We start from the raw sequence: 16,009 nt of genomic DNA, 5'->3' as shown, positions 1-16,009 counted from the left end.
TCTAATCCAGCGCTTTGGTGGCCAGTTGCGAGCCTTCCACCATTTTGACCTCACGCTGCGGGAAGGGAATAGAGATGTCGTTTTCCTGAAAGCTGTCCCAAAGCGCAAGGAACACGGCGCCGCGCACATTTGTCAGCCCGCCCGTAGGGTCCGAGATCCAGAACCGCAGGATGTAATCGACAGAACTGTCGCCAAACCCGACGATATGGCACACGGGCTTGCGCGGGTCAGACAGCACGCGGTCAACACTCTGCGCGGCTTCGATCGCCAACGCGCGCACCCTGTGTGGGTCATCGGCGTAGGCCGTGCCAAAATAGATATCAAGGCGGACAAAATCATTTGAATGGGACCAATTCACCACCTGACCTGTGATCAGGTCCTCGTTCGGGATCAGGTATTCTTTGCCGTTTCGTGTAACGACACTGACGTATCGCGCCCCAAGCGAATTGATCCATCCAAAGGTATCGCCAAGGCTGATCACATCGCCGGGTTTGATGGATTTATCCAGCAGAATGATCACACCCGACACAAGGTTCGACACGACCTTTTGCAAACCAAAGCCAAGGCCCAGACCAATCGCACCAGACAGGAAGGCAAGACCGGTCAGATCAATGCCAACGGCCCGCAGCCCGATGAAAAAGGCCGCACCATAAAGCAGAAGTTGCATCGCCTTAACGGCCAGAACCCGCATCGACGGCGACATTTCTTCATTGCGCTGTATCCGCGTTGCTGTGCTGCGCGTCAGGAAACGTGCCCCGAAGAACAGAACAGCCAAAAGCCCGATGGCCTGCACAATCTGCCAAGCCGTGATCGTGCTTTCGCCGATGCCAAGCTGCGCACTTTCCAGCACACGTTGCGTATCATCGTTCAGCCCGACGATGCGCAGGGTGATCCAGATCCAAGCAGCCCAATTCACAAAACGGCGCAGCGTATTGTTGTGGATCAACCGTGTGGCAAAGGCGACGATGACCCACGCCATCGCAAGGTTGGCCGCAATGACCAGCAGATAATACCGCGATGGAAAGCGATAGAGTTCCTGCATCGCAAGCACAGCTGCCCAACAGATCGGAATAAACAGAATGCCGCGCAGTCTGTTGCGCACCACGATCAGCCAGCGCAGCTGCCATTTCTGCATGCCTTCGCGGCTGCGCAGCCAGTCTTCAAACCGGGGCCGAACCACCCGCGCGGCCAAATGCGCCGCGATGAAAACGGCAATCAAAACTCCAATCTGGATCAGTGAGGAGGGACGCAGCAGTCCTTGGGCAAAAATCTCGGCTTGGCGAAACAGTGTTTGGGCCGTTTCCATCATCACCTCAAACCCACTGGGGGGCACAGGCTCTGGCGTGTCGGGCAAGGGAACAGGGCGGCCCATGGCCTGATCAACCGCTGCGCTGCCTGTAGATACGTTATTATTGTGGTGCCCTGCCATGGTTGCACTTTGCGCCACACCCGCGCAGCCCGCAACCCATCGCTTGCGAGAATCCGTTGCAGGGTGTATCTGGCAGGCCATGACACAGCTTTTTCATATGGATGACCGCGCGCGTCTGCGCGAACGCTTTTACGGCGCGTCCATGACCGTGCTGGCCCGACTGTCGTAATCGCGACCGTCACGCCCTATCTTTATTCCACATCAAATGAACGGGAGAGGACCGATATGTCCCCCAAAACACTCTATGATAAAATCTGGGACGCGCATGTGGCCCATGAAGCCGAAGATGGCACCTGCCTTCTTTATATCGATCGCCACTTGGTGCACGAGGTCACAAGCCCGCAGGCGTTTGAAGGTCTGCGCATGACGGGCCGTAAGGTCCGTGCGCCTGAAAAGACCATCGCGGTGCCAGACCACAACGTGCCCACCACGCTGGACCGCGCCAACGCGGAAACCATGACCGAAGACAGCCGTATTCAGGTTGCGGCGCTGGACAAGAACGCCAAGGACTTTGGCATTCACTATTATCCTGTGTCCGACGTTCGTCAGGGCATCGTGCATATCGTTGGCCCCGAACAAGGCTGGACGCTTCCGGGCATGACGGTTGTGTGCGGCGACAGCCATACCGCAACGCATGGCGCTTTCGGCGCGCTGGCCCACGGCATCGGCACATCCGAGGTTGAACACGTTCTGGCCACGCAAACGCTGATCCAGAAGAAATCCAAGAACATGAAGGTCGAGATCACAGGCAAACTGCGCCCAGGTGTGACAGCCAAGGACATCACCCTGTCCGTCATTGGTGAAACAGGCACCGCCGGCGGCACAGGCTATGTGATCGAATATTGCGGTGAAGCGATCCGCGATCTGTCGATGGAAGGCCGCATGACCGTTTGCAATATGGCCATCGAAGGCGGCGCGCGCGCAGGTCTTATTGCCCCTGATGAGACAACATTTGAATACTGCAAAGGCCGCCCCCACGCGCCAAAGGGCGCCCAATGGGAAGCCGCGATGGAATGGTGGAAAACCCTCTATTCCGACGATGACGCGCAGTGGGACAAGGTGATCACCATCAAGGGCGAAGACATCGCCCCTGTCGTCACATGGGGCACATCGCCCGAAGACGTGCTTCCCATCACCGCGGCCGTGCCCTCGCCTGACAGCTTTGAAGGCGGCAAGGTCGACGCGGCGCAACGCTCGATCGACTATATGGGTCTGCAAGCGGGTCAAAAGCTGACGGACATCGAAATTGATACGGTCTTTATCGGCTCATGCACGAATGGCCGGATCGAAGATTTGCGTGCTGCCGCCGAAATCCTGAAAGGCAAGAAAGTCGCCGTGAAACGTGCGATGGTTGTGCCAGGCTCTGGCCTTGTGCGTGCGCAGGCCGAAGAAGAAGGTCTGGCCGATATCTTCAAGGAGGCGGGCTTTGAATGGCGCATGGCGGGCTGTTCGATGTGTCTGGCGATGAACCCCGATCAACTGGCCGAGGGCGAGCGTTGTGCATCAACCTCGAACCGCAATTTTGAAGGACGCCAAGGCTATAAAGGCCGCACGCACCTTGTGTCGCCCGCAATGGCCGCGGCGGCCGCTGTGACAGGCAAGCTGACAGACGTGCGGGAGCTGATGTAATGACCACGCGGCGCGGATTTCTGGCAATGATCGGCGGGGCCTTGGCCGCGCCTGTCATGCCGTCCGTGTCTTGGGGTGCGGCGCGCAAGGCGGTCTATCCGCTGTCTGCGCTGCATGCGGCGATCTTTCATGCCAAGACGGATGTGACCTTTTCGGTTTTCACCTTGGCCAAACGCTTGGGTCTTGATCTGGATCAGGCCGAAGTCTTGATGACGGATTTGTCCAAACGCGGCGTCGTAGGGCCCTTGCAAGGCACCACACAAGCAGGCCGTTGGGCCCGCAGCAATATCTGGCAACGCCCCGCTGGTCCTGTTGGACGCCCCGCGCAGCATCGCACATCATCTCGCCAAACAGCTCCTCGGGCGCAGCAGCCCTATGCGGATCTGCGCCCCTTTCTTCAACATCTCTATGCCTCTTGCCGTGCGCAGGGCATGACACCGCACCCACGCTGTGCGGTCCTTCTCAAAGGATACTCCTGATGGAAAAATTCACCAAACTCTCCGCGACCGCCGCGCCCATGCCGCTGGTCAACATTGATACCGATATGATTATCCCCAAGGTTTTTCTGAAAACCATCAAGCGCTCTGGCCTTGGCGTGAACCTCTTTGACGAGATGCGTTATGACCGTCAGGGAAACGAGATTGAGGATTTTGTTCTCAACCAGCCGCAATACCGCGATGCGCAAATCCTCGTGGCCGGTGACAACTTTGGCTGTGGCTCCTCGCGTGAACACGCGCCTTGGGCTTTGCTCGATTTTGGTATTCGCTGTGTGATCTCGACCAGCTTTGCCGACATCTTTTACAACAACTGCTTCAAGAACGGCATCCTGCCGATTGTCGTGACCCCCGAAGAGCATGCCAAACTGATGGACGATGCCGAACGTGGCGCAAACGCCGTGATCAGCGTGGATCTGGAAGGCCAGACAATCACGGGTCCAGATGGGGGGCAAATCAGCTTTGAGGTTGATGCCCACAAAAAGCACTGCCTGCTCAACGGTCTTGATGACATCGGTTTGACGATGGAAAAAGCCGCAAGCATCGACAGCTTTGAGGCAACAGCGGCCCAATCGCGCCCTTGGGTCTAACACCCCCCAAAGGGATTGCGCCATAGGGGTCAACAATCCCGTTCGTTGGTAAGACATAAGCAGCGCCCGCAACGTCACTTGCGGGCGTTTTAGTGTGTATAGAGGGAATCGAAACGCTGTTCACTCGCCTTAAGGCTGCCGAATGATGCCAATCCGTTAACGATTTTTCAGGCCATCGTTGTGGTTCACTGGCGGGCAACCACAATGGCTTGTGTTTTGCCATCATGCTGTCACAGGCCCGATGCATTCCTGCACCATCCGCGCCCTCAAACGGCCCTAATAATAAAGTTAGGTGAATCAAAGGCTTGCGAAGCGAAGGTAATGTGGGCATGATTAAGGCAATAATGAGGCAGTTCACCACAATCGGTGGACATCAAATGGCAACAAGGACGCGGCATCGTATCGCGACCGACCATTTTGAGGGTATAGGGCAGTGATTTCCCGTCTGACAGGCGCGATTGCGCGCGCATTTCTGGTGATCCTATTGGTGAGCCTTCCATCCATCATTCTGCCAGGGGCAGTGGTTGGGGGCACCGAAATTGTGGCCTTCGTCGCCGTAGCTGCGGCCATCCTGACCATTTTCGAATACGCCTCTCAGTATCCAAGCCTTGTGGAATTCCGTTTTGCGCCGCCATTTAACCGCGTGCGCTTTGTGTCGTTGTTTTTCACGGTGGCGACGCTCAGCATCATTGCAAAGGGCCATTACGAGCCGACAACACTCACCAATTTTGTAACCGCCATCGGCAGTCTCATTGGGCATTCCATCGATTTCCCGTATTCGCCCGTGCGTCTGGTGGTCTTGATGATGCCGGAAGGCAGCGATCCTGCCTTGGTCGATTCCGTGCGCACAGCGGCGGGCATCAGCTATCTGACATCCTTGTTGTCGCTGGCGTTGTTCCTGCTGGCGTTGCGCATCAACCGCTGGCCGCGCAATTCGGGTAACTTCAACGTCTGGATCAATCTGCCAATGTTTGACCCTACCGCTGGTGGTGATGTGGTCACGCGTCTGAACAATGATGCGCGTTTTAACATTATCTTAGGATTTCTGTTGCCATTTATCATTCCAGCGGTGGTCAAGCTGGCGTCGGATCTTGTGGATCCCTTGTCGATGGCAAACCCACAAACCTTGATTTGGACGATGGCAGCATGGGCGTTTCTACCAGCAAGTCTGTTTATGCGCGGCATCGCAATGGGCCGTGTGGCACAGATGGTGGCCTCCAAACGCCGCCGCGACTATGCGCAAGCCGACAAAGATGGCGACGACAGCTTGTTGGCTGTCTAGTCTGCCTGGCCGTGCTGGTCGCGTCCGTTGCGAACAGCACAGCCGAAACTCTCCGCATCGCCACCTACCAGACAGAGCTTCAGGCGCGCGGCCCTGGCCTGCTTTTGCGCGATATCCTCAAAGAAACCGAGGACGTACAAAGCCGCTTACAAACCATTTTGGCCGCAGATGCCGATGTTGTTGTGCTGCAAGGTATTGATTTCGATCTGCGCGGCGAAACCCTTGGTGCGCTAAACGCCGCTTTGGGTGCAGGCGCCTATCCTCATACCTTCGCACTCAGGCCGAACGCGGGCCAACCCACTGGCCTTGATATGGACGGTAACGGACGTTTGGGCGAACCACGCGATGGCATGGGGTATGGGCGTTTTGCGGGGCATGGCGCTATGGCGATCCTGTCGCGCTGGCAGATTGCGCGCGATAGGGTGCAGGACCTATCGGATATCCTTTGGCGCGATATCCCCGACCCCCTGCTTCCTGTTTATGATGACGGGCAACCCTTCCCCTCGTTTGAGGTGCAGCAGATGCACCGCTTGTCCTCTACCGCGCATTGGATTGTGCCACTGGTCGGTCCGCAGGGGCAGCGCATTTCGGTCATGGCCTTTCATGCAACACCGCCTCTTTTTGATGGTCCCGAAGATCAAAATGGACGCCGCAATGCCGATGAAATCAGGATGTGGCAGTTGGTGCTGGATGGGCAGATCGGCGAACCGCCGCAAGGCGCCTTTGTGATTGCGGGCATCGCCAATCTTGATCCCGATCGCGGTGATGGGCGGCGTGCCTCTATCACATCGCTGTTGCAAGACCCGCGCCTGCAAGACCCCACCCCCGCGCAGGCAACCGCGCGTTTCGAGAACGCAGGCCCCTTGCGCCTAAGCTACCTTTTGCCCGCTGCGCAGATCTCCGTGACAGACGCAGGCATCCTTTGGCCCGCCCCCTTGGATGATGTCAGCACGGGCAGGCATGGTTTGCTCTGGGTCGATCTGCTGCTGGCCGGCCCGTCCTAAGCAGACAACCGATGTGCACCAACCCATTTGCAACGCGACGCAGCTTGGCCACGCGCGTCATATCCAAGGGCCATCCTTGACCCCTTTGGCCCAAGGCGGTAGGCCCCACGCAAAGCAAATTTGCAAAGGAAACTGCCATGTCAAACCCCACTCTCTTGATCCTCGCCGGTGACGGTATTGGCCCCGAAGTCATGGCGCAGGTCGAACGTGTCATCGCGTGGTTTGGTGACAAACGCGGTCTGGCCTTTGACGTAGAAAACGATCTGGTGGGCGGTGCGGCATACGACAAACATGGCACCCCGCTGCATGACGACACGATGGCCAAAGCCATGGCGGCTGATGCGGTTTTGCTCGGGGCTGTTGGCGGGCCTGCGTATGACGATCTCGATTTTTCGGTCAAGCCCGAACGCGGGTTGCTGCGTCTGCGCAAAGAGATGGATCTGTTTTCGAACCTGCGTCCTGCGCAGTGCTTTGACGCGCTGGCCGATTTCTCAAGCCTCAAGCGCGATATCGTGGCAGGTCTGGACATCATGATCGTCCGGGAATTGACCAGTGGCTCATATTTCGGTGAGCCGCGCGGCATTTTCGAAGAAGATGGCCAGCGCGTCGGCATCAACACCCAACGCTATACCGAGGCCGAGATTGACCGCGTTGCGCGCTCTGCGTTTGAACTGGCCCGCCGCCGCGGCAACAAGGTCTGTTCGATGGAGAAAGCCAACGTGATGGAAAGCGGCATTTTGTGGCGCGAGGTGGTCACTGCGGTCCATAAGGCCGACTATGCCGATGTTGAGCTGAGCCATATGTATGCCGACAACGGCGCAATGCAGCTGGTGCGCGCGCCCAAACAGTTTGACGTCATTCTGACGGATAACCTGTTTGGCGATATCTTGTCCGATTGCGCCGCGATGCTGACAGGCTCGCTTGGCATGTTGCCCTCTGCGTCGCTTGGCGCGGTTGGCGAAAACGGTCGTCCCAAAGCGCTGTACGAGCCGGTGCACGGTTCGGCCCCCGATATTTCGGGTCAGGGCAAGGCCAACCCGATCGCCTGTATCCTGTCGTTTGCCATGGCGCTGCGCTATTCTTTTGACCAGGGCGAGGATGCAACCCGCCTTGAAACAGCCATCGAAAAAGTGCTGTCGGGCGGCGCACGCACAGGCGATTTGATGGGGCCAGAAGGCGGCAAGCCAATCAGCACCACTGAAATGGGTGATGCGATTTTGGCCGCGCTGGACGCCTCGCTTTAACCAAGCTGAACAGCCAAACAACAAAGCCCGCCCCTTGATTGGAGGCGGGCTTTTGCTTTAGGCGGGGGGAGAAGTTAGCGCAAACGGACACGCCAATGCTGAAATCAAACAACGCCATCGCCTCGCTTTTCGCGCTTCTGGCTTTTGCGATTTTCTCTGCGCATGATGTGATCGTGAAGTTTCTGGGCGGCAGCTATCAGCCGTTTCAAATCCTGTTTTTCAGCGTTCTGTTCGGCTTTCCGATGGTGCTGTTGATGCTGATGCGGGAAAGCGCGCCCGATACATTGATCCCCCGTCACCCGTGGTGGACAGCCCTGCGCACGGCGGCGGCCGTGCTGACGGGGATCAGTATTTTCTTTGCCTTCTCCATTTTGCCACTGACGCAAACCTACGCAATTATCTTTGCCAGCCCGTTGTTGATTACCATTTTGTCGATCCCCATTCTGGGCGAGACTGTGGGCTGGCGGCGTTGGCTTGCCGTGTTGGTCGGCCTGATCGGCGTGATGATTGTTTTACGCCCGGGCGGCACGCAGCTTGGACTTGGGCATCTTGCGGCTTTGATGGGCGCGTTTGGTGGGGCTTTGGCCTCTGTCATCGTGCGCAAGATCGGCAAGGATGAGCGCCCCGTGGTTTTGCTGCTCTATCCGATGATGGCGAACTTTGTGTTGATGGCCATTGCACTGCCCTTCATCTATGTGCCTATGCCGCTGGATGATCTGGCAGGCACAATGATCATGGCCATTTTGGTTAATCTTGCAGGTCTGTGCCTGATCCGCGCCTATCGCGATGGCGATGCCTCGATCGTGGCGCCGATGCAGTATTCCCAGATCATCTGGGCCACGCTGTTTGGTGTGTTGCTTTTTGATGAATACCCCGATCAGTTCACCCTGATTGGGGCGGGGGTGATCATTCTCAGCGGCGTCTACATTGTGTTGCGGGAAGGCACGAAAGATGCCTCCGAGACAACGCCCGTTCTGCGCACACGCTCGCGCCCGGAAACCGGAACCGCGATGCGCGTCTCGCCCATCTTGCGTGAACGTGGTTTGATTGATGACAAAGGTCACAAGATACCATCAGCAGATGAGTAAGCGCCCCCACCGATAACGCAGGACAGTCCACCAGATGTTGCCCAAAGCCCCCCCACCGATCGACGTGCCAACGGCTGTTGCAACGCGCCTGCCTGCAGGGGCGTGCGATGCGCACATTCATCTGGTGGCCGATGATTTCCCGTTATGGGACGGCCGCGTCGAGGACCCTGCCGATGGCAGCCTGGCCGACTATGTGGCGCGCTACCGCACGCATATGCAGACCTTCGGGCTGGATCGCGTGGTGGTCGTCCACTCCATTTTGTATGGCGCGCGCAACGACGTGACAAAGGCGGCTGTCGCGGCTTTGGGCGGTTGCGCACGCGGCATCGGGCTGGTGACAGATGATGGCACCGAGGCTGATCTGGACGATCTGCGCGCGGCTGGCATCATGGGTGTGCGGCTGAATTATGTGCATGGGGGTGTCCTGACGTGGGATGGCGTCAAACGGCTTGCGCCAATGCTGGCCGAGCGCGGGATGCATGTGCAAATGCTGATGAACACGCACAAACATATGGCCGAACTGGCCGATGATGTGCGTGCCATGCCCGTGCCCGTGGTCTTTGATCACATCGGCTGGCCCGATCTGTCGCTTGGCGTGCAAGAGGCTGGCTTTGAGGTGCTGCGCCAATTGGTCAGTGAAGGTGCGGCGCATGTGAAACTATCGGCGCCCTATCGGTTGTGCGATGCACCCTATGACGCGGCCACGCGTTTCATCGAAACGCTTGCATCTGCCAATCCCGATGCGTGCCTTTGGGGTAGTGACTGGCCGCATATCATGCTGGCGGATGCGGGCATGCCAGACGCAGGTGTGCTGCTGAACCATTTTCTGGAAACGGTGACAGATGCAGACACCCGACGCCGTATTCTGGTTGGCACCCCTGCGCGGCTTTACGGGTTCTGACGTTCGCCCTCTTCAGGGGTCAGATCATAGGGTGCGGCGATATCCCAAACGTGATCTGGCACCATGTTCTTGAGTTTGGCAGGTTCCTCGCGGCGCAGATGCACGACCGTTTCTACGGCCTTCATCTCGACCCGCGCGCGCGCGAACTCTAATCCCTTCGGCCCCACTTTAGGCATCAACCACGCCACAATCGGGCGCACCCAATCGGGCATTTTGCGCAAGGGCAAACCGCCTGCCGCGCGTTTGGTGTTTTCCAGAAATCCCTTCACCGCGCCTGCGCGTTTACCTCTGTCGGCGGGGGCAGACAGGCGGACCTCGTCACCCAGATCGGCCAGCGCGGCGGCCCCGCGATCATTGCGCACGATCACCCATTGTTCGCCCGTGCCGCCCATGTAGCCCACGGTGATATCGGCCAGCACATTGGTGTAATCCACACAGGTGCGGCAGGTCAGCGGGAAGAAGTCGGGCGCAAGGTCCGACAGCGGCAGCTTGAGGAAAGGGATCAGTTGCTGGCGGCCGTCCGCGAACCGCAGTTCCACATGGTAATCGGCGCGAAATTCCAGATAGGTGATCGTCTCGGGCTTGTCAGAAAGCCGCGCCAGAAAATCGTGGAAATTCGCGGTGGTGGTATTGTCGCTGCACGGTGTGCCGATGACGGTGATGCTGTCAAAGCCGAGGTCTTGTTCGATGCGGCGCAGCGCGTAAATCTGACAGGGGATGCCAATCACGGCCAGTCGTTTGTGTCCCGCTGCCGCCGCAGGTTCTAGCAGTGACAAAAGCGGCGCGTATCCCATGCGCATCCCGCGCACATGCGCCATTCCGGACGGGTCAGTGACGATGACAGGCATCGGTTTCCACACGTCGTCGGGGTCAGGTGCCATGCAAAGCACGGCATCCACCTTGTCCGTTTCCAGCATCTTTTGCGCCAGCCGCGTGGTCAGGCCCGTCCATTGCGCGCCTTCAAGCGGTTCGTTCAGGGCCGCGCGATACATCGCCTTCATGGGGCCAAAAAACAGCTCGTCCCCACTGCCGCGCACACGGCCTTGGACCTGCTGTTCCATGGCGGGGTAATCGGGCTTGATGAATTGGCAGGCCATGCCGCATTTGGCGGCGTCTTTGGTGCGCGAAAGCCCGCAATCGGTGCACAGGCCGCGCTTGGCGGCGGGGGCAGGTGTCGGGGCGAAATAGGGGGCCATATCTTTCATGTTCGTAGCTGACCATAGCCAAGGTGTCAGCACAAGTTGACACTTGCGCACGGGGACGGCGCATGCGACGCACTGGGGCGTCTTTGGGAGGAGGCCCCACCATGAAAGCAGGCATTGCCGCGCTGATCTTTGCCTATGTGCTGTCGCAGTTCTACCGCGCGTTTCTGGCGGTTCTAACGGGGGTTTTGGGCCGTGATATCGGGGCCACACCCGATGATCTGGCTGCTGCTTCGGGCCTTTGGTTTTTGACCTTTGCATGCATGCAAATCCCTGTGGGGTGGGCGCTGGATGTCATTGGGCCGCGGCGCACGGCGTCGTCGCTGCTGCTGGTCGGCGCGGTAGGGGCTTTTGTATTCGCCTTTGCCACTTCGGTGACCGAGGTCAAACTGGCGATGGTTCTGATCGGCATAGGGTGCAGCCCCGTGCTGATGGCCAGCTATTATATCTTTGCCAAGGAGTATTCCGCAGCGGTGTTTGCCACATTGGCAGGCATGGTCATTGGCATCGGATCGCTTGGCAATCTGGCCAGTGCAGCGCCCACGACATGGGCGGTTAAGGCCTTTGGCTGGCGCGAGACGCTGGCGGGCCTCGGTGCCATCACAGGGCTGACGGCGGTGGCCTTGTTCTTTTTGATCCGTGACCCGAAACGCCCGGAAACGCGCCCCCAAGGGTCGGTGCTGACCTTGCTGAAAATCCCTGCGCTGTGGTTCATCTTTCCGCTGATGTTTGTAAATTATGCGCCGTCGGCGGGGCTGCGGGGGCTTTGGGTGGGGCCATATTTTACGGATGTTTACGCAGCTACCCCCGCGCTCATTGGCACGGCGACCCTTGTGATGGGGCTTGCCATGGTGCTTGGGAATTTCGCTTATGGCCCGTCTGACCGCATTTTCAAAACGCGCAAATGGGTGGTGTTTGGCGGCAATGCTTTGGGTGGCTTGGCCTGTCTGGTCTTTGCGCTGAACCCTGACCCGGGCGTGGTGGCAGCGATTGCGCTGTTCGCAGCGATCGGATTTTTGGGCGCGTCGTTTCCCGTGGTCATCGCGCATGCCCGCAGCTTTTTTCCCGAACATCTGACAGGGCGGGGCGTGACCTTGATGAACCTCTTTGGCATCGGCGGTGTGGGGTTGTTCCAGATGGCGACAGGGCGGGTTTACGAGGCGGCCCCAAGCGGTGCGCCTGCCTATTCCGCGCTGTTCTGGATGTTCGCGGTTGCGGTAGCAATCGGTGTGACGATTTATGCCTTCAGTCAGGATCGGATGGACTGAGCGGTATGAACACATAGTTCAGCACGTTCTTGCGCCCTGCGTTTTGGGCGCTGCGGATCGACGGTATGTTTTTGGCATTAATCGTGCCCATCAAAAGGGCGCGGGGGTCACGGGACGGCAGGCCGCCAAAGGCGCGTTGGGCGGCGGCGCTGTAACCGTTGCCTGCATGCGCCGATGCGATAACAACCTCGTCCACCTCTTAGCCTTCCAGCCAAGCGATGGTTCCGCGTGAAACTGCGATCAGGCCGACGATGGTTTTGTCGGTTGTTCTGTAAGGCGGGTCATTGGGGTTCATGATGGACATGAGCGTTTTGTCTTTGCGCCATTCGCGCAACTGGTCGTCTGATGCGGCACGAATGTCTTGCACGAGGGCAGGCATATCGTGGTCCAGATCGGCATAGCGGTCGCGGACCATTTTGATCGCGGCATCAACGTCTTTGAAACGGCGGAGCGTGGCCTTCTGTTCGCCGTTCGGAAGATCATCGCGGTGACCTGCAAAGATGTGTTGGTCGATCCGCGCGGTTTCGGGCAGCGGTGTTTCGGGCGTCACCAGAAGGCGCAGATCACGGGGGTTGAACACGGCCCATTCGGCGCTGACGGTTCGGGCCATTGCTGTCAGGTCGTCAAAGCTGTGGGCAATGACCTCGACGAAGGGGCGGGTCAGATCACCGCCAAAAAAGCGGATGCCACCGATCAGATCGCCTTCGGCGCTGCGAATGTGACGGTGGTTATAGTCAGACGGTACCACGCCATCCCATTCGATATGATCCGAGAAAAGCCGAGCGAAATCGGGGTCCGTGATGCGCGCGACTTGCTGGTCGAACCATGTGCCGACCAACGCCGTGCCGCGCGTGGGGAAAAGCGTGTTTGCAAGATCAAGGTGAGGGCGCAGCGATGGCCAATCATCGGGTGTCATGGGACCAAGTTATCATTCACAACGCCCCCCGTAAATTGACGCGGGGCGGATTAAGGGGGTAGCGCCATCCGGCCCATGCCGTTACATCGCGCCTTATCCGATCAGAGGAACCGCGCGATGCTGGCTTACTATCTTTTGAACCTGCGCCAAGATTGGCTTGGCAATATCCGCAACGATTTGTTGGCGGGGCTTGTTGTGGCCTTGGCGCTTATCCCAGAGGCGATTGCCTTTTCGATTATCGCAGGCGTCGATCCAAAAGTGGGGCTTTATGCGTCGTTCAGCATTGCGGTGATCACGGCCATCACAGGCGGGCGCCCCGGTATGATCAGTGCGGCGACGGCGGCAACAGCGGTGCTGATGGTGACCTTGGTCAAGGATCACGGGCTTGAGTATTTGCTGGCCACCACCGTTTTGGCGGGTTTGTTGCAGATCGGGGCAGGCGTGCTGAAACTGGGCAGCGTAATGCGCTTTGTGTCCAAATCGGTGATGACGGGATTTGTGAACGCGTTGGCGATCCTGATCTTTCTGGCGCAACTGCCCGAGTTGAACCCCGCGACCGACGGCGTGACCACGCTGACCTTTGTGATGGTCGCGGCGGGTTTGGCGATCATTTATCTGTTTCCCTACATCACCACGGCGATCCCGTCGCCGCTGGTCACAATCGTTGTGCTGACGTCGCTGGCCATGTTCATGGGGCTGGATGTGCGCACGGTTGGCGACATGGGCGCTTTGCCTGATACGCTGCCTATTTTCCTGATCCCCGATATTCCGCTGACGTTCGAGACGTTGCAGATTATCTTCCCCACCGCGATGGCGATTGCTGTGGTGGGTCTGCTGGAAAGCCTGATGACAGCCTCGCTGGTCGATGATCTGACGGATACGACAAGCGACAAGAACATCGAATGCATCGGTCAGGGTCTGGCCAACACCGCGACAGGTTTCATCGGCGGTATGGCAGGCTGTGCTATGATCGGTCAGTCGATGATCAACGTTAAATCAGGGGGGCGCGGGCGTCTGTCGTGTTTTGCGGCGGGTGTGTTCCTCTTGTTTCTGATCGTGGTTCTGGGTGATCTGGTCAGCCAGATTCCGATGCCTGCGCTGGTGGCGATTATGATCATGGTCAGCATCGGGACATTCAGCTGGTCCTCGCTCAAAGATCTGCGCGAGCATCCGACATCCTCCAGCATCGTCATGCTGGCGACGGTGTTTGTGACAGTCTATACCCACAACCTTGCGATCGGAGTTCTGACAGGTGTGCTGTTGTCGGGCATCTTCTTTGCGGGCAAGATTGCGCAGATTTTCCGCGTGCGGTCTGACCTGTCGCAGAACGGCCAGCACCGCACTTATACGGTTGAAGGCCAGTTGTTCTTTGCCTCGTCTGATCAATTTACCAAGTCGTTTGATTTCAACGAGGCGCTTGAGCGCGTGACCATCGACGTCAGCCGCGCGCATATCTGGGATATTTCTTCGGTTGCTGCGCTGGACATGGTTGTGCTCAAATTCCGCAGGGACGGGGCCGAGGTTGATGTGATTGGCATGAACGAGGCGTCAGAGACGATCGTGGATAAACTGGGTGTGGCCGACAAGCCGGGTGCCCTTGATGATTTGATGGGACACTAAGCTATGGCTGAACTTGAGAAAATTGTCGCGCTGGTCGATGGCTCTGTCTATTCGGAAAGCGTGTGTGATCATGCGGCATGGGTGGCAGAAAAGATCGGCGGCCATGTGGTTGTGGCCCATGTGATCGGACGGCGCGAGGCCAAGGCGGATCTGTCTGGCAACATCGGTCTTGGTGCACGGTCCAAGTTGATGGAAGAGCTGAGCGCACTGGACGAAGAACGCGCCAAGCTGAACCACAAACGCGGGCGCGCTATTCTGGAAGACGCCGAGGCGCGGATTGCAGAAAAGGGCGTGAGCGTGTCTACGGTGTTGCGCCAGGGTGATCTGGTGCAGGAGCTTGGCAAGTTGGCCGAGGACGCAGAGTTGGTGATCGTGGGCAAACGTGGCGAGGCCGCGGATTTTGCCACGATGCATCTGGGATCAAACCTTGAGCGCGTGGTGCGCAGTTGCACCAAGCCGATCCTTGTGACCAGCCGTGCCTATCAGCCCATTGAGGATTTTCTGATCGCCTTTGATGGTGGCAAGTCATCCTTGCGTGCAGTTGACCATGTGGCGCGTGCCAAGCTGTTCAAGGGCCTTGAGGCCAAGGTCGTCACGGCCGGAACTGACACTGCGGAGGTGCGCCAAAAGCTGGATGGGGCGGCCGCAATGTTGAAGGGCGCAGGCCTGACCGTGACCACCGAGATCGCCGAGGGCCAAGCCGAAAACGCGATTGCGGATCGGATCGGGGACGGGGCGGCAGATATGCTTGTGATGGGCGCTTACGGGCACAGCCGTATTCGTAGCCTGATCATCGGATCGACCACGACGCAGATGATCCGCTCGTGTCAGGTGCCGCTTTTGTTGTTCCGGTAAAGTAAGGTGGACTTTATTCCACCTTACCTCGCTATTGCGCTTTTGGGCGCGGTTTTGGCCGCTGTGTTCCTTGCTGCCGGTCACGCCGCGGGGCTGACACGCAGCCGCGGTGCTTGGGTGGTGACAATGATCGCCATCGCTTTGTTCTATGTCGTCTTTGCTGTGGATGGGACCCATGCGATGGGGTTCGTCTTTAACGCCAGCGTTGCAACGCTTTTCATCGGCATGGCGTTTTTGGGATATGCCACGACATTGTGGTGGGTGGTTGCGGCGCTTGTGCTGCATCTGATTTTTGATGTGACCTATCACGTCTTTGAGTCCAATCCCGCGCCCCATTGGTGGGGGCCGATCTGTCTTGGGATGGACGGTGTATTGGCCGCTTGGCTTGCTGTGATGCTCAGGCGTGGTGTGCTGCACCGCTAGCCGATGGCACCCTTGGGTGATCGGCTGATTTGGTGTCTCGCTATGGTTTAGGTGGGTGGGGCCG

Annotated in this window: 17 protein-coding genes; 13 read left to right on the top strand and 4 right to left on the bottom strand. The window is 58.3% G+C overall.

All coding sequences use genetic code 11. The annotated features are described in order from the left end of the window. Position 1 precedes the first annotated feature (1 nt). Positions 2-1,309 (bottom strand): mechanosensitive ion channel family protein, encoded by a 1,308-nt coding sequence (locus tag L1065_RS07015; RefSeq protein ID WP_237095175.1) that lies wholly within the window; start codon positions 1,307-1,309, stop codon positions 2-4. A gap of 199 nt (positions 1,310-1,508) precedes the next feature. On the opposite strand from L1065_RS07015, the gene L1065_RS07010 reads away from it, so the two are divergent. The 9 genes from L1065_RS07010 (at position 1,509) to L1065_RS06970 (ending at position 9,661) form a co-directional block, all read left to right on the top strand. After that, the gene (locus L1065_RS07010) at positions 1,509-1,598 is read left to right on the top strand and encodes an isopropylmalate isomerase (protein WP_237094756.1); all 90 of its coding nucleotides are present in this window, start codon (positions 1,509-1,511) and stop codon (positions 1,596-1,598) included. A 56-nt stretch (positions 1,599-1,654) separates the two neighbouring features. Continuing rightward, the gene (gene leuC, locus L1065_RS07005; protein ID WP_237094755.1) at positions 1,655-3,058 is read left to right on the top strand and encodes a 3-isopropylmalate dehydratase large subunit; all 1,404 of its coding nucleotides are present in this window, start codon (positions 1,655-1,657) and stop codon (positions 3,056-3,058) included. Beyond that, a complete protein-coding gene (locus L1065_RS07000) occupies positions 3,058-3,537 on the top strand; it encodes a hypothetical protein (RefSeq protein WP_237094754.1) in 480 nt (159 codons plus the stop codon). Before leuC ends, L1065_RS07000 begins: the two co-directional genes overlap by 1 nt. Beyond that, positions 3,537-4,142 (top strand): 3-isopropylmalate dehydratase small subunit, encoded by a 606-nt coding sequence (gene leuD, locus L1065_RS06995; protein WP_237094753.1) that lies wholly within the window; start codon positions 3,537-3,539, stop codon positions 4,140-4,142. The genes L1065_RS07000 and leuD overlap by 1 nt, the downstream gene beginning before the upstream one ends. 433 nt (positions 4,143-4,575) lie before the next feature. Continuing rightward, a complete protein-coding gene (locus L1065_RS06990) occupies positions 4,576-5,424 on the top strand; it encodes a hypothetical protein (RefSeq protein WP_237094752.1) in 849 nt (282 codons plus the stop codon). Between the two features lie 11 nt (positions 5,425-5,435). Then, positions 5,436-6,428, top strand: a complete 993-nt coding sequence (locus L1065_RS06985; protein WP_237094751.1) for an endonuclease/exonuclease/phosphatase family protein — start codon at positions 5,436-5,438, stop codon at positions 6,426-6,428. 137 nt (positions 6,429-6,565) lie between these two features. Continuing rightward, positions 6,566-7,672, top strand: coding sequence for a 3-isopropylmalate dehydrogenase (leuB, locus tag L1065_RS06980; RefSeq protein WP_237094750.1), 1,107 nt, complete (start codon positions 6,566-6,568; stop codon positions 7,670-7,672). Positions 7,673-7,767: 95 nt separating this feature from the next. Continuing rightward, complete coding sequence (locus L1065_RS06975) at positions 7,768-8,760, top strand: DMT family transporter (RefSeq protein ID WP_237094749.1); 993 nt, start codon at positions 7,768-7,770, stop codon at positions 8,758-8,760. A 34-nt stretch (positions 8,761-8,794) separates the two neighbouring features. After that, a complete protein-coding gene (locus L1065_RS06970) occupies positions 8,795-9,661 on the top strand; it encodes an amidohydrolase (protein WP_237094748.1) in 867 nt (288 codons plus the stop codon). Here the strand turns inward: L1065_RS06970 and L1065_RS06965 are convergent. After that, on the bottom strand, positions 9,649-10,866 hold the full coding sequence (locus L1065_RS06965) for a Coenzyme F420 hydrogenase/dehydrogenase, beta subunit C-terminal domain (protein WP_237094747.1): 1,218 nt from the start codon (positions 10,864-10,866) through the stop codon (positions 9,649-9,651). The genes L1065_RS06970 and L1065_RS06965 overlap by 13 nt on opposite strands. A 101-nt stretch (positions 10,867-10,967) precedes the next feature. Here L1065_RS06965 and L1065_RS06960 point away from each other — a divergent pair, with 101 nt between their 5' ends. After that, the gene (locus tag L1065_RS06960) at positions 10,968-12,131 is read left to right on the top strand and encodes an MFS transporter (protein ID WP_237094746.1); all 1,164 of its coding nucleotides are present in this window, start codon (positions 10,968-10,970) and stop codon (positions 12,129-12,131) included. Here the strand turns inward: L1065_RS06960 and L1065_RS06955 are convergent. Both L1065_RS06955 and L1065_RS06950 read right to left on the bottom strand, forming a co-directional pair. Then, positions 12,109-12,327 (bottom strand): hypothetical protein, encoded by a 219-nt coding sequence (locus L1065_RS06955; protein WP_237094745.1) that lies wholly within the window; start codon positions 12,325-12,327, stop codon positions 12,109-12,111. The two genes, L1065_RS06960 and L1065_RS06955, sit on opposite strands and share 23 nt — an antisense overlap. Before the next feature lie 3 nt (positions 12,328-12,330). After that, positions 12,331-13,047: a hypothetical protein gene (locus tag L1065_RS06950; RefSeq protein ID WP_237094744.1), complete on the bottom strand. Its 717-nt coding sequence runs from the start codon at positions 13,045-13,047 to the stop codon at positions 12,331-12,333. Between the two features lie 117 nt (positions 13,048-13,164). Between L1065_RS06950 and L1065_RS06945 the strand changes: the two genes are divergently transcribed. Genes L1065_RS06945 through L1065_RS06935 form a run of 3 tightly spaced genes read left to right on the top strand, consistent with a single transcriptional unit; the run spans position 13,165 to position 15,945 of the window. Then, positions 13,165-14,667, top strand: a complete 1,503-nt coding sequence (locus L1065_RS06945) for a SulP family inorganic anion transporter (RefSeq protein WP_237094743.1) — start codon at positions 13,165-13,167, stop codon at positions 14,665-14,667. Positions 14,668-14,670: 3 nt separating this feature from the next. Further along, entirely contained in the window at positions 14,671-15,522 is an 852-nt protein-coding gene (locus L1065_RS06940) for a universal stress protein (protein ID WP_237094742.1), read from the top strand. 6 nt (positions 15,523-15,528) lie between these two features. Then, positions 15,529-15,945, top strand: coding sequence for a hypothetical protein (locus L1065_RS06935; protein ID WP_237094741.1), 417 nt, complete (start codon positions 15,529-15,531; stop codon positions 15,943-15,945). The last annotated feature ends 64 nt before the right edge of the window (positions 15,946-16,009 follow it).

It is taken from the genome of Nereida sp. MMG025 (genome assembly GCF_021654165.1).
Lineage (GTDB): Bacteria > Pseudomonadota > Alphaproteobacteria > Rhodobacterales > Rhodobacteraceae > Nereida.
Note: the sequence above shows the minus strand (reverse complement) of the source record. Positions and strands in the feature narration are given on the sequence as shown.

Coding starts and splice junctions, on each gene's coding strand:
- L1065_RS06950 (WP_237094744.1), bottom strand. CDS start 13,047: ATGACACCCGATGATTGGCCATCGCTGCGCCCTCACCTTGATCTTGCA.
- L1065_RS07010 (WP_237094756.1), top strand. CDS start 1,509: ATGACACAGCTTTTTCATATGGATGACCGCGCGCGTCTGCGCGAACGC.
- L1065_RS06970 (WP_237094748.1), top strand. CDS start 8,795: ATGTTGCCCAAAGCCCCCCCACCGATCGACGTGCCAACGGCTGTTGCA.
- leuD (WP_237094753.1), top strand. CDS start 3,537: ATGGAAAAATTCACCAAACTCTCCGCGACCGCCGCGCCCATGCCGCTG.
- L1065_RS06960 (WP_237094746.1), top strand. CDS start 10,968: ATGAAAGCAGGCATTGCCGCGCTGATCTTTGCCTATGTGCTGTCGCAG.
- L1065_RS06965 (WP_237094747.1), bottom strand. CDS start 10,866: ATGAAAGATATGGCCCCCTATTTCGCCCCGACACCTGCCCCCGCCGCC.
- L1065_RS06945 (WP_237094743.1), top strand. CDS start 13,165: ATGCTGGCTTACTATCTTTTGAACCTGCGCCAAGATTGGCTTGGCAAT.
- L1065_RS06940 (WP_237094742.1), top strand. CDS start 14,671: ATGGCTGAACTTGAGAAAATTGTCGCGCTGGTCGATGGCTCTGTCTAT.
- leuB (WP_237094750.1), top strand. CDS start 6,566: ATGTCAAACCCCACTCTCTTGATCCTCGCCGGTGACGGTATTGGCCCC.
- L1065_RS06975 (WP_237094749.1), top strand. CDS start 7,768: ATGCTGAAATCAAACAACGCCATCGCCTCGCTTTTCGCGCTTCTGGCT.
- leuC (WP_237094755.1), top strand. CDS start 1,655: ATGTCCCCCAAAACACTCTATGATAAAATCTGGGACGCGCATGTGGCC.
- L1065_RS07000 (WP_237094754.1), top strand. CDS start 3,058: ATGACCACGCGGCGCGGATTTCTGGCAATGATCGGCGGGGCCTTGGCC.
- L1065_RS07015 (WP_237095175.1), bottom strand. CDS start 1,309: ATGATGGAAACGGCCCAAACACTGTTTCGCCAAGCCGAGATTTTTGCC.